The organism is Actinotalea ferrariae CF5-4, assembly GCF_000603945.1.
In the GTDB taxonomy this organism is placed as follows: Bacteria; Actinomycetota; Actinomycetes; order Actinomycetales; family Cellulomonadaceae; genus Actinotalea; species Actinotalea ferrariae.
The window spans coordinates 1-11,997 of the sequence record NZ_AXCW01000135.1 but is presented as its reverse complement, the minus strand read 5'-3'; the positions used below and the strand labels follow the sequence as shown (position 1 = coordinate 11,997).

11 protein-coding genes are annotated in these 11,997 nt (G+C 74.8%); 6 read left to right on the top strand and 5 right to left on the bottom strand.

Annotated features, from left to right (window positions below; all coding sequences use genetic code 11):
• A partial coding sequence (locus N866_RS12140) for an acetyl-CoA C-acyltransferase (protein WP_034226694.1) occupies positions 1–1,131 on the top strand: 1,131 nt, incomplete at its 5' end.
• A gap of 62 nt (positions 1,132–1,193) precedes the next feature.
• Here the strand turns inward: N866_RS12140 and N866_RS12135 are convergent.
• Together N866_RS12135 and N866_RS22705 are read right to left on the bottom strand one after the other, a co-directional pair.
• Positions 1,194–2,099 carry a hypothetical protein gene (locus tag N866_RS12135; RefSeq protein ID WP_034226692.1) on the bottom strand — a complete coding sequence of 302 codons (906 nt, stop codon included), beginning with the start codon at positions 2,097–2,099 and terminating at the stop codon, positions 1,194–1,196.
• Positions 2,096–2,608, bottom strand: coding sequence for a PadR family transcriptional regulator (locus N866_RS22705; protein WP_081802605.1), 513 nt, complete (start codon positions 2,606–2,608; stop codon positions 2,096–2,098). Before N866_RS22705 ends, N866_RS12135 begins: the two co-directional genes overlap by 4 nt.
• A gap of 222 nt (positions 2,609–2,830) precedes the next feature.
• Here N866_RS22705 and fbaA point away from each other — a divergent pair, with 222 nt between their 5' ends.
• Positions 2,831–3,853: a class II fructose-bisphosphate aldolase gene (gene fbaA / locus N866_RS12125; RefSeq protein ID WP_034226690.1), complete on the top strand. Its 1,023-nt coding sequence runs from the start codon at positions 2,831–2,833 to the stop codon at positions 3,851–3,853.
• A gap of 30 nt (positions 3,854–3,883) precedes the next feature.
• Here the strand turns inward: fbaA and N866_RS22700 are convergent, their stop codons facing one another.
• Positions 3,884–4,447 carry an STAS domain-containing protein gene (locus N866_RS22700; protein ID WP_155855337.1) on the bottom strand — a complete coding sequence of 188 codons (564 nt, stop codon included), beginning with the start codon at positions 4,445–4,447 and terminating at the stop codon, positions 3,884–3,886.
• Between the two features lie 103 nt (positions 4,448–4,550).
• Here N866_RS22700 and N866_RS12115 point away from each other — a divergent pair, with 103 nt between their 5' ends.
• Positions 4,551–6,671, top strand: a complete 2,121-nt coding sequence (locus N866_RS12115) for a SpoIIE family protein phosphatase (protein ID WP_052022982.1) — start codon at positions 4,551–4,553, stop codon at positions 6,669–6,671.
• Between the two features lie 30 nt (positions 6,672–6,701).
• On the opposite strand, the gene N866_RS12110 is transcribed toward N866_RS12115, so the two are convergent.
• A complete protein-coding gene (locus N866_RS12110; RefSeq protein WP_081802604.1) occupies positions 6,702–7,127 on the bottom strand; it encodes an STAS domain-containing protein in 426 nt (141 codons plus the stop codon).
• 122 nt (positions 7,128–7,249) lie between these two features.
• Here N866_RS12110 and N866_RS12105 point away from each other — a divergent pair, with 122 nt between their 5' ends.
• The 3 genes from N866_RS12105 to N866_RS12095 all read left to right on the top strand — a co-directional run bounded on the left by N866_RS12105 (position 7,250) and on the right by N866_RS12095 (position 10,171).
• Entirely contained in the window at positions 7,250–7,666 is a 417-nt protein-coding gene (locus tag N866_RS12105) for a DUF3151 domain-containing protein (RefSeq protein WP_034226685.1), read from the top strand.
• A 39-nt stretch (positions 7,667–7,705) separates the two neighbouring features.
• Positions 7,706–8,992 carry an adenylosuccinate synthase gene (locus N866_RS12100; RefSeq protein WP_034226683.1) on the top strand — a complete coding sequence of 429 codons (1,287 nt, stop codon included), beginning with the start codon at positions 7,706–7,708 and terminating at the stop codon, positions 8,990–8,992.
• Between the two features lie 207 nt (positions 8,993–9,199).
• The gene (locus tag N866_RS12095) at positions 9,200–10,171 is read left to right on the top strand and encodes a phosphotransferase (RefSeq protein WP_081802603.1); all 972 of its coding nucleotides are present in this window, start codon (positions 9,200–9,202) and stop codon (positions 10,169–10,171) included.
• Between the two features lie 33 nt (positions 10,172–10,204).
• Here N866_RS12095 and N866_RS19945 read toward each other — a convergent pair whose 3' ends face one another.
• Positions 10,205–11,866 carry an HNH endonuclease signature motif containing protein gene (locus tag N866_RS19945; RefSeq protein ID WP_052022979.1) on the bottom strand — a complete coding sequence of 554 codons (1,662 nt, stop codon included), beginning with the start codon at positions 11,864–11,866 and terminating at the stop codon, positions 10,205–10,207.
• Between the last annotated feature and the right edge of the window lie 131 nt (positions 11,867–11,997).

The window sequence follows — 11,997 nt, the reverse complement described above, 5'->3', positions numbered from 1 at the left end:
CTGCGCGGCGCGCTCGGCACGGTGCCGGCGACGCAGCTCGCCGCGACGGCGATCCGGGGCGCGCTCGAGCGATCCGGGGTGCCCGCCGACGCCGTGGACGCGGTCGTCCTGGGCCAGGTGCTCCAGGCCGGCGCGGGGCAGAACCCGGCCCGTCAGGCGGCGCTGGCGGCCGGCATCGGCATGCGCGCGCACGCCACGACGGTGAACAAGGTCTGCCTGTCGGGCCTCACGGCGGTGATCGACGCGGCCCGGCTGCTGCGCTCGGGCGAGGCGGAGGTCGTTGTCGCCGGCGGCATGGAGTCGATGTCGATGGCGCCGCACCTCCTCCCCGGGTCGCGCACCGGCACCGCGTACGGGTCCATCGAGGTCCTCGACCACATGGCCCACGACGGGCTCACCGACGCCTACGAGCGGGAGTCGATGGGCACCTGCACGGACCGGGTGACGCAGGAGCGCTACGGCCTGACGCGCGAGCAGCAGGACGAGGTGGCGGCCCTGTCCCACCAGCGCGCCGCGGCGGCGTGGGACTCGGGACGGTTCGCGGACCTCGTCGTGCCCGTCACGGTGCCGGGTCGCAAGGGCGACACGGTGGTCGACCGCGACGAGGGCATCCGGCCCGAGACGACGGTCGAGACCCTCGGGAAGCTCCGCCCGGCGTTCGTGCCCGACGGCCACATCACGGCGGGCAACTCCTCCCCGATCTCCGACGGCGCCGCGGCCCTGGTCGTGACGACCCGGCGCCGTGCCGAGGAGTCGGGCTGGCCGGTGCTGGCGACGGTCCGCGCCGCCGGGCAGGTGGCCGGGCCGGACACCTCGCTGCACTCCCAACCGTCCGCGGCGATCCGCGCCGCGCTCGAGCGGCAGGGCTGGTCGGTCGGCGACCTCGACGTGATCGAGATCAACGAGGCGTTCGGGGCGGTCGTGGCCCAGTCGGCGGCGGATCTCGGCGTGCCGGTATCGGCGGTCAACACCGACGGCGGGGGCATCGCGCTCGGCCACCCGATCGGGGCGTCCGGCGCCCGGCTCGTCGTCCACGCCGCGCACGCCCTGCGAGCGCGCGGGGGTGGACGCGCCGCCGTCGGCCTCTGCGGTGGCGGTGGCCAGGGCGAGGCGCTCCTGCTGGAGCTCTGAGGCGGGCGCACGGCGGGAGGCGGCCACGCCCTGCGCGGGGTGTCAGGGCGCGGCCGCTCGTGTCAGGGCGTGGCCGTTGCGATCGCCGTCGTCATCACGAGCAGCACGGCGGTCCAGACCGGGACGAGCCAGACGCCGACGCTGCCCCAGCGCGGTGTGGCCTGCCGGGCACCCGCGCCGTGCTGGCCGCTCGTGCCGTGCTGGGTCTTCGTGCCGGGCTGGATGTCCGCGCCGTGCTGGATGTCCCCGCCGTGCTGGGTCTCCGCGCCGTGCCGGAGGTCCGCACCGTGCCCGCCGTCCGGCAGCGGGCTGAGGACCGGGTCGAGGTCCGCACCGGACCGGTGCCGCCGCAGGGCGACCGCCGTCCCGGCGGCCAGCAGCAGCAGGCCCACGACCAGAACGGGTCCCGCGGGACTGCTCAGCACCGGCTGCGGCAGCGCGAGGACGGCGGCGACGGTGAGGCCCATGAGTGTCATGAGGGCGAGCCAGGTCACGACCGGGTGCTCGACCGCGGTCCGCAGGAACGGGTCGGGGCGCAGGAGCAGGACGCCGAGCTGCACCGCGAGGAGCAGGAGGGCGGCGAGGTGCCCGGCGGTCACGGTCAGGGGACCGGACGCCAGGAGCGCGGCCGCGGCCCAGAGCGTGAGGAGCATCCCGAGCACCTGCGCCGCGACCGGTGCGCCGGTGCGGGCGAGCTCGCGCGGCCCGTCGACGGCCGTGGGCAGCTCGAGGCTGCGGGCGTAGGCGACGGGGTCGCCGAACGACTCGCGGGCGGAGGTCCCGCTGTCCACGACGTGCGCGTCGACCTCCGCCAGCACGGCGCCGACGGCGTCCCCGGGGACACCACGCAGGCGCAGCTCCAGCAGGAGGGCCTCCGCCCAGTCCCCGTCGACGTGCGGGGCGATCGTCCGCTCGGTCTGGTGGGCGAACGCGTCCCAGCGGTCGCGGATCCGGTGCAACGGCGTCATGAGGGTCCCCCTGCGGTCGGTGCTGGTGTCGGTGCTGGTGTCGGTGCGGGCGTCGCCGCACGGCTGTCGTCCGTGCTGACGGTGTCGCTGGTGCTGGTGCTGGTGCTGGTCGTGGTGCCGGTGCCGGTGAGGCCCGTCGTCCCGCCGTCGGCCGCCCCGTCCGCGACGAACCCCGCCGTGAGCGCCGCGAACGCGGCCCAGCGGGCGGCGCCGTCGGCGAGGGCCTCCCGCCCGGAGGCGGTGAGGGCGTAGTACTTGCGCCCGGGCCCGCCCTCGCCGGCGCGCCACTCGACCGTGAGGTGGCCGGCCTGCTCGAGCCGGGTGAGGGCCGGGTAGAGGGTCCCGCCCTTGAGCTCCCCGAGCCCGGCCTGCGCCAGGCGAACCCCGAGCGCGTAGCCGTAGCTGGGCCCGTCGGCCAGCACGCGCAGGAGGCAGAGGCCGAGGACGCCGCGGAGCCAGTCGCCCGGCCGGTCGCCGGTGCCCGACGGGCCGGGCGGGGTGGGAGGCATGGCTAGACAGTACGGCTGACTAGTCGGCGTGTCTACCTACTGGTCGCGCGCGCGGTGAGGGGCGGTGCGCCACGTGGAGGACCCGGAGGGCTCGCACGAGCAGCAGCCGCTGCGCGAGCACGCCCGCAGGCTCCGTCCACGGGAGAGAGGTCCCGGCGGTACTCCCGGCGACCGTGCCAGGATGGGCGTGGAAAACCCACCCCTCATCACGCAGGAGTCTTCATGGCCATCGCCACTCCCGAGGTCTACGTCGAGATGATCGACCGCGCGAAGGCGGGCTCGTTCGCCTACCCCGCAGTCAACGTCACCTCCTCGCAGACGCTGACCGCAGCCCTCCAGGGCTTCGCGGAGGCCGAGTCGGACGGCATCATCCAGGTCTCCGTGGGCGGCGCCGAGTACGCCTCGGGCTCCACCGTCAAGGACCGCGTCGCCGGCTCCCTCGCCCTCGCCGCGTACGCCGCCGAGGTCGCCAAGGGCTACCCCGTGACGGTCGCGCTGCACACCGACCACTGCACCAAGAAGAACCTCGACAGCTGGGTCCGCCCGCTGCTGGCCATCGAGGCGCAGCAGGTCAAGGACGGCAAGCTGCCGACCTTCCAGTCGCACATGTTCGACGGCTCGGACATCCCGCTGGACGAGAACCTCGTCATCGCGGCGGAGCTGCTCGAGCTCTCGCAGGCGGCCCGCACGATCCTCGAGATCGAGGTCGGCGTCGTCGGCGGCGAGGAGGACGGTCACGAGGCCGCCATCAACGACAAGCTCTACACGACGGTCGAGGACGGCCTCGCGACGGTCGAGGCGCTCGGTGCCGGCGAGAAGGGCCGCTACCTCACGGCCCTGACCTTCGGCAACGTGCACGGCGTCTACAAGCCCGGTGCCGTCAAGCTGCGCCCCGCGATCCTCAAGGAGATCCAGGACGCGGTCGGCGCGAAGATCGGCAAGACGAACCCGTTCGACCTGGTCTTCCACGGCGGCTCGGGCTCGACGGCCGAGGAGATCGCCGAGGCGGTCGACAACGGCGTCATCAAGATGAACATCGACACGGACACGCAGTACGCGTTCACGCGCCCCGTCGTCGGCCACATGTTCACCAACTACGACGGCGTCCTGAAGATCGACGGCGAGGTCGGCAACAAGAAGACCTACGACCCGCGCGCCTGGGGCAAGCTCGCCGAGGCGGGCATGGCGCAGCGCATCGCCGAGGCCTGCCAGCAGCTCCGCTCGGCCGGTAACAAGATCGGCTGACGTCACCACCGACGACGACGCCGCCGCACCTCAGGGTGCGGCGGCGTCGTGCTGTCGGGGGTGCTTGACGCGCGTCGCGTCGCCGTCGGCGGTGTCGCCCGTCAGGCGACGTCGTCCGGCTGGGGGGCTCGTGCGGCCCCCGCGGCCGGCCGGTCCGATCGTGGGCAGGCCGTGGTCCGCCGGGCTGTCGTCGGCGACGTCCTCCTCGGTGACGACCTCGAGCAGCTCACCGATGCGCGTCACCTCCAGGAGGAAGCGCACCGTCTCCGGCGGGTGGATCACCCGGGTCCTCGTGCCCGACCGGGTCGCGATCCGCGCCAGGAAGGCGATCCCCGACGAGTCCATGAAGGTCACGTGCTGCGTGTCGATGTCGACCGGGAGGCCCGTGGCCTCGGCGTCCGCCGTGGCCTCGTGCAGGTCCGGCCCCAGGTCCGCGTCGATCTCGCCCGACAGCACGATCCGGGTGCGCTGGCCCTGCACGATCACGTGCACGGAGCCCGGCTGGGACTCGGGCACGCCGCCCGGCGTCGGGCCGTCCAGGAGGTCGGAGGCGTCGGCGCGCTCGTCCGGCGTGTGACCGCTACCTTCCTGCACGGCGCTCCCTTCGGTCGGTGGCCGTCACGGTTCGGGCCTCGGCTCACCGGCGACCCGAGGGTGCGGTGGCGTCCGGTTGAACGCTAGACGATCGTAGAGGGTGATGGTCAATCCACTACCGGACGACCTGACCGCCGTCCGCGACAGAGCGCTGCGCGCGACCGACGTCTCGTTCGTCCTGACGAGCTCGGCGCCAGGCAGCCCCGTGGTGTGGGTCAACGACGCCTTCACGCGGACGACCGGCTGGACGCTCGATGAGATCGTCGGTCAGCGGCCCAGCGTCCTGCACGGCCCGGGCACGGACCCTGCCGCCGGCCGCCGCCTGGCGCAGGCCGTCGCCGCCGGGCGGGACGTGACCGAGACCATCCTCAACTACCGCAAGGACGGCACGCCCTTCTGGAACCAGGTGTCCCTGTCGCCCGTCGCGGACGACGACGGGGTCGTGCGCCACTGGGTCGGCATCCAGGTGGACGTCACCGACCGGGTCGAGCACGCCGGCGGCCTGGAGCGCTCCGTGGCGCAGGAGCGGCGCGCGCGCCGCGGGCTCGCCGTCGTCGCCCACGTCTCGCAGATCCTCGGGGACGCCGAGGACCCCCACCTGCTGCGGGAGGTGGCGTCGCTCCTCGAGCAGGACCTCGTCGAGCTCGCCGCGTACTTCCTCGACGAGGGTGGCCTGCGTGCCGTCCACCGGATCTCCGCCTCCGTCGCGGAGAGCCGCTCCACCCGCCGCCACCGCGCGCACCGCCCCCACGACGACGCGCCCCGCCCCGCCCCCGACCTCGTCCAGCACCTCCTGGAGGGTGCGGTCGACGGCCCGATCGAGGTGCCGCTCGACGCGCCCGCCGAGGGGGAGACGACCACCTGGCTGGTCGAGCAGGTCCGCGAGCGGCTCGGGCGGCAGGACCGCGCGGTCGCCGTCGTGCACGCCATCCCGGGCCGACGCCGGACGCTCGGTCTGCAGGTGACCGTCCCGCACGGCGGGCGCGGCCTGGCGGAGCTCGACGAGCACGAGCGGCTCGTGCTGCCGCTCATCGCCCGCCGGATCGGCACGGTCACCGACAACGTGCGCCTCTACGCGCGGGAGCACCGGCTGGCCGAGACGCTGCAGCGCGCCATGCTGCCCCAGCAGGCGGAGGTGCGGGACCTCGACGTCTGGACGTACTACGCGCCGAGCTCGGGCCACGCCCAGGTGGGCGGCGACTGGTACGACGTCCTGGAGCCCGACGCCGACCACGTCGCGCTCGTCGTCGGGGACGTCGTGGGGCACGACGTCGAGGCGGCGGCCGCGATGGGCCAGCTGCGCTCGGTCGTGCGCTCGTACGTGTTCGGCACGCCGGAGCCCGCGGAGGTCCTGCGGCGGGTCGACCAGCTGGTGGCCGGGATGCACGTCCCGCGGCCGGCGAGCCTGGTCCTGGTGACGCTGCGCCGGGACGAGGACGGCCCGGGGTGGACGGCGAGCTACTCGCGCGCCGGCCACCTGCCGCCGCTCGTGGCGCGCGACGGCCAGGTGCTGCGCCTCGACGGGGCGAGCGGCCCGCTGGTGGGCTTCGGCACGGGGGAGCGCTCGGAGTGCTCGGTCCGGCTCGAGCCCGGCGACGTGCTCGTCCTGTACACCGACGGTCTGATCGAGCGGCGGGACCGCCGGATGCGGGACGGCCTGGAGGCCCTCGTGGAGACGGCCGCAGGCTTCGGCCGGCAGGACGCGGCCGGTGTGGGGGAGGAGCTGCTCTCGCGGCTGGCGGACAGCCCGGAGGACGACGTCGCCGTCGTCGTCGTGCGCGTGCCGGACCCGCGGGGGGACCGGGCGGGCGGGACGCCCAGCCCGCGCCGGCGTCGGTGGACCCTGCCGAGCGAGCCGGCGTCGATCGGCCGCGCACGCCAGGCGGTCCTGCGCACGTGCGCGGCGTGGGACGTCCCCGGGGGGTCCAGCGCCGAGCTCGTGGTCTCCGAGCTGGTCGCCAACGCCGTCCTGCACGGCTGGGGGCACCTGGAGCTGCGTCTCCAGGACACCGGGGACGGCCTGCGCATCGAGGTCGAGGACGCCAACCCGACGCCGCCGGTGACGACGGACGGCCACGTCGGGCGCGTCGGCGGCTACGGGATGCGCATCGTCGAGCGGCTGGCCGACTGGGGCTGGCGTCCGGCGGGCAGCGGCAAGCTCGTGTGGGCGCGGGTGCGGCCCCTGCCGCTCACCGCCGCGATCCGAGGGCGGCCGGCGGACTGAGCCGGGCCGGGGTCGGGCTGAGCGGTGCCTTCAGGCGCGGTCGGTGTGGGCACTCTCCTCGGGCCCGCCGACCTCGTCGCCCGGGTGGTCGCTCACCTGGAGCGCCTCCGCGGTCTGCTCGCGCCGAGCGACCTCCGCCGCCGAGCACCGGTGGTCGGGGTCGATGCGGAAGAGGTCGAGGGCCCCGCACACCTCCAGGACGAACAGGTCGCGCTCGTCGCACCCGCGCAGCACGGTGGCGCCCCCGCGACGGCGCCCGGAGTCGGCCAGGGAGATGAGGAACGCCGCGCCGGTCGAGTCCATGAAGGTCACGGCGCACATGTCCACCACGAGCAGCTGCCGGCGCAGCCCGGTGACCCGCGCCGCGACCTCGGGGAACTGGTCGCGGGCGCCGAGGTCGAGGTCGCCGGAGATCACCAGGGTCGCCGTCGCCGACGACATCGCGATCTCGATCATCTCCGCCTCCGCGTCCGCTCCGGGCGGGCGCGGCGTGCGCACGGCCCGGGGACCGACTGTAGGCGGGGGCCCACGACCGGTGCATGTCGGGGCATGTCGGTCGCCCGGGGCAGGATGGGCCCATGGAGAACCTGCTCGGCGGTCCGGAGCCCACCCGCCTCCCGGCCGACCACCCCGACGTCGCCGCCCGTGCCGCCGTGGCGGGCGGTGCCGCGCCGCGCGCCGTCGTGCCCGCCCAGCCCGCGTCGTCCCTGCTGTGGGCCCTGCTGGCCGAGGAGGCCCAGGCGCAGGACCCGGTCGCCGCCTACGCCTACGCCCGCACCGGCTACCACCGCGGCCTCGACGCCCTGCGTCGCGCGGGCTGGCGCGGCGCCGGCCCGGTCCCGGCCGACCACGAGCCGAACCAGGGCTTCCTCCGCTCCCTCCTGGCGCTGGCCGAGGCCGCGGAGGCCATCGGCGAGTCGGACGAGGCCGAGCGGTGCCGCCGGTTCCTGCTCGACAGCGGGACGTCGCCCGAGGCCGTCGCCGCGCTCCGGTAGCCTCGGGGCGGCCCTGACCGCCTGAGGAAGAAGGACGCAATGCCAGCCGTCGTCGTGCTCGGCGCCCAGTGGGGCGACGAGGGCAAGGGCAAGGCCACCGACCAGCTCGGTTCCCGGGTCGACTACGTCGTGAAGTTCAACGGCGGCAACAACGCGGGGCACACCGTCGTGATCGACGGGGAGAAGTACGCCCTGCACCTGCTGCCGTCGGGGATCCTGTCGCCGGGCGTCACCCCGGTGATCGGCAACGGCGTCGTCATCGACCTCGCGGTGCTGTTCACCGAGCTGGACGCGCTCGTGCAGCGGGGCGTCGACGTCTCGCGGCTCCTGGTCTCCGGGAACGCCCACCTCATCGCGCCGTACAACCGGACGATCGACAAGGTGACGGAGCGGTTCCTCGGCAAGCGGCGGATCGGCACGACGGGGCGCGGCATCGGCCCGACGTACGCGGACAAGATCAGCCGCGTCGGGGTCCGAGTGCAGGACCTCTTCGACGAGAAGATCCTCGCGCAGAAGGTCGAGGGCGCCCTCGACCAGAAGAACCACCTGCTGGTGAAGGTCTACAACCGGCGTGCCATCACGGTGGAGGAGACGGTCGAGGAGCTGCTCTCCTTCGCCGACCGGGTGCGCCCGATGGTGTGCGACACGGGCCTCGTGCTCAACCAGGCGCTGGACGCGGGCAAGACGGTCCTCTTCGAGGCGGGTCAGGCGACGATGCTCGACGTCGACCACGGCACCTACCCGTTCGTGACGTCGTCCTCCGCGACGGCCGGCGGCGCCTGCACGGGCTCCGGCGTCGGGCCCACGCGCATCGACCGGGTGGTCGGCGTCATCAAGGCGTACACGACCCGCGTGGGCGAGGGACCGTTCCCGACGGAGCTGCTCGACGAGACCGGCCAGTGGCTGCGCGAGGCGGGCGGGGAGTACGGCACGACGACGGGCCGGCCCCGCCGGTGCGGCTGGTACGACGCCGTCATCGCCCGCTACGCGACCCGCGTCAACGGCCTCACGGACCTCGTGCTGACGAAGCTCGACACCCTGACCGGGCTCGAGCGGATCCCCGTGTGCGTCGGCTACGACGTCGGCGGGCGGCGCCTGGACGAGATGCCCGAGAACCAGAGCGACTTCCACCACGCCCTGCCCGTCTACGAGGAGCTCGACGGGTGGTCGGAGGACATCTCCGGCTGCCGTCGTTTCGAGGACCTGCCCGCGGCGGCGCAGCGGTACGTGCTGGCGCTGGAGGAGATGTCCGGGACGCGCATGTCGGCCATCGGTGTGGGTCCCGGTCGCGAGGCCACGATCGTCCGCCACGACCTGCTCACCTGAGCAGGGTAGCGGCGTGCCTGAGGGGGAGCAGGCTCGTGGCTGACGAGGGCAGGCGCGCCTGACGCGGAGCACTTTATGTCGGACTCGGAGCAGAGGCGTGGCTGACGAGGGGCGGGCGCGTGCCTCACGAGGAGCAGCCGCATGCCTGCGAGGAACCAGAGGCGTGGCCGATGAGGGGGCAGGCAGTGGCTGACGCTGGGCAAGCGCATGCCTGACGGGGGCGAGGAGCCCGGCCGTCCCGTGACGCCGCCGGTCTGGGCGTCCGACCTCGTCGTGGACGAGGATCTCGCCGCCCATCTCGTGCGATCGCAGTTCCCCGAGCTGGCCCACCTGCCGGTGCGGCGGTTCGCGGCGGGCTGGGACAACGCGGTGTTCGCCGTCGGCGACGAGCTGCTGTTCCGCTTCGTCCACCGTGGGGTGGCCGTCCCGCTCGCGGCGCGGGAGCTCGCCGTGCTGCCGGCCCTCGCGGGTCGCCTCCCGCTGCCGATCCCGGTGCCGACCTACCTCGGGAGGCCTGTCGCGAGATTCGACCGGCCGTTCTGGGGAGGGCCGCGGATCCCGGGCGAGGAGCTGGCCGTGGCCGGCCTCGGCGAGGACGACCGCGTGCCCGTGGCCCGCGCGCTGGGCGGCTTCCTCCGGACGCTCCACGCGCCGGACCTGGCACGCGATGCCGTCGCCGCCGCTGCGGCGCGGGGCGTCACCCTGCCGACCGACGCCAACCGCCGCGGCGAGCCGACGGTGCTGCGGGAGCGGACGGTCCCTCGTCTCGAGCGGCTGCGCGACGCGGGAGCGGACGTCGACGTCCCCGCACTCCTGGCCGTCCTGGACACGGCGGTGGTGGCCGGCCCCAGCGGCGGGGAACCGGTGCTCCTGCACGGGGACCTGCACCTGCGTCACGTCCTCGTCGCCGACGACGGGACGGCCGCCGGCGTCATCGACTGGGGCGACTCCGGCCTCGGCGACCCGGCGGTCGACCTCATGATCGGGTACGCCGCCTTCACCGGGAGTGCGCGGGTGGCCTTCCTCGACGCGTACGGACCGCTGGAGCCGGGCGCGCCGGAGCGGGCCCGGGCGGTCGCCGTCGGCGTGTGTGCCGCCCTCCTCGACAGCGTTCTCGCGGACGACGCCCAGGCGCTGGTGTGCGAGGTCGTCGCCGCCCTCGGTCGCGTGCGCCGGTAGGTGCGCGCGGAGACGCTCTCGCCCGGCGCCGACCTAGAAAGGAGGCGGGCGGGACGACGGGTCCGTTCCGTCTAGCGACCCCCCGGCTTCCGGTGGACCGGGTGGGTGCTCGCCCGGCGGGCGGGATGGGTCCGTTCCGTCTAGCGACCCCCCGGCTTCCGGTGGACCGGGTGGGTGCTCGCCCGGCGGGCGGGATTGGTCCGTTCCGTCTAACGACCCCCCGGCTTCCGGTGGACCGGGTGGGTGCTCGCCCGGCGGGCGGGATTGGTCCGTTCCGTCTAACGACCCCCCGGCGCCCCGTGGACCGGGTGGGGGCTCGCCCGGCGCCGGCACGGGTTGTCGGGTGTAGGGCTTGCCCGTCGGGGACGTCCACACGACGACGCCGGTGTCGCGCTCACGGCGCGGTGTCCATCGGCCGTGGGTCTTGAGCCGGTGGTGGTGACGGCAGAGCGCGGTGAGGTTGCTGCGCCGGGTCTGCTCGGCGGGATCACGGGTGTCGTCGAACGGGACCGTGTGGTCGAGGTCGCACACCTGCGCCGAGACGCGGCAGCCGGGGAAGGTGCACGTCACGTCTCGGGCGATGATCGCGGACCGCAGCGCCTCGGGTGGGCGGTAGCGGCTGCCGGGCTGCTCCAGCGCCTCACCGGTGGCGGGATCGGTGCGCACGAAGTGCCAGGCGGCCTCGTGGGCGAGTCGGCGGGCGAGGCTCGGCAGCACGGGTCCGTACCCGTCGAGGAACCCGGGGGTGCTGGTCGCCCCGGCGAGCGCGTCCGTGCTGATCGTGAGGTTGAGGCGCGGCGCACGACGCGTGCGGCGCCGCGGACCGCCGTCCGGCACGATCACGCCGGTGTCCAGGACCGCCGCGAGGACGTCCACGAGGGCGTCCGCGCGGCGGGCGTCGATCCCCCGCGGGTCCTCGGGGGATGCGGCGGCGGCCACGGCGTCGAGGGCGCGCATCGCGCGGACCGCATCCGTCGCGGGGAGGTACGCGCGGATCGTCGCCATGCAGTCCGCCGCCGGCTCGAGCACGACGCAGCGCTCCTCGCGTGCCTGTCGGTGTCGTGCTTCCGCGGCGTCCGGGTCCAGCTCCAGCACGGCTCGTCGCGCGGCCGCACCGAGCTGCGGCGCGGTGAGCAGCGGTGCCTGCTCGATCAACGCGTCGTGGACGCACCGCGCCTCGGACGAGGACAGGAAGCCGGTGTCCCGCAGGATCACGTCAGCCTTCCGGACCGACAGCACGCCTGACCTCAGGGCGTCGTGGACCTCCGGAGCGGCCGTCAGCTCGCGGGCACGGTCGAGGAGGATGCCGGCCGCCCGACCCGACAGGGTTAGCGTCCCGGCCACGTCCTCCCGCAGCCCCTTCTGCGCCCAGGTCGACGCGGCCACCCGCCGCTGCAGCTCCTGGAGCACCCTGGCCTGCTCGGCGGCGACCCAAGCCGCTGTGCGCTCCCAGGCACCGACCGCCTCGAGGAGGTCCTCGCTGGGGGCGTCGGCCACGGCCAGGTGCGTCAACCGCCACGTCAATGCCGGACCAGGCCGGGCGGCCGCCAGACGCGCCGCCTCCGGGTGCGCCAGCGCCCACCGCGTCGCGACGTCCTCGGCGGCGTGGGACCTTCCTGCGACGGAGCGCGCATAGGCGAGCGCCGCCGCGACGTCGTCGTCGGCGGTGCGCACCTCGCCGGGCAGGTCGAACATGTGTTCGATCGTATGACCGCCCACCGACATGGCGATCGGTCGCGCAGAACGCCGCCGGGATCCCCGCCCCCCGAACGCCCCGGGAGCGACCCTGGCCGCCATCTCTGCAGGGGCCTCTGCCGGGCGCCGCC

Coding starts and splice junctions, on each gene's coding strand:
- fbaA (WP_034226690.1), top strand. CDS start 2,831: ATGGCCATCGCCACTCCCGAGGTCTACGTCGAGATGATCGACCGCGCG.
- N866_RS19945 (WP_052022979.1), bottom strand. CDS start 11,866: ATGTTCGACCTGCCCGGCGAGGTGCGCACCGCCGACGACGACGTCGCG.
- N866_RS12095 (WP_081802603.1), top strand. CDS start 9,200: ATGCCTGACGGGGGCGAGGAGCCCGGCCGTCCCGTGACGCCGCCGGTC.
- N866_RS12100 (WP_034226683.1), top strand. CDS start 7,706: ATGCCAGCCGTCGTCGTGCTCGGCGCCCAGTGGGGCGACGAGGGCAAG.
- N866_RS12110 (WP_081802604.1), bottom strand. CDS start 7,127: ATGATCGAGATCGCGATGTCGTCGGCGACGGCGACCCTGGTGATCTCC.
- N866_RS12135 (WP_034226692.1), bottom strand. CDS start 2,099: ATGACGCCGTTGCACCGGATCCGCGACCGCTGGGACGCGTTCGCCCAC.
- N866_RS12105 (WP_034226685.1), top strand. CDS start 7,250: ATGGAGAACCTGCTCGGCGGTCCGGAGCCCACCCGCCTCCCGGCCGAC.
- N866_RS12115 (WP_052022982.1), top strand. CDS start 4,551: ATGGTCAATCCACTACCGGACGACCTGACCGCCGTCCGCGACAGAGCG.
- N866_RS22705 (WP_081802605.1), bottom strand. CDS start 2,608: ATGCCTCCCACCCCGCCCGGCCCGTCGGGCACCGGCGACCGGCCGGGC.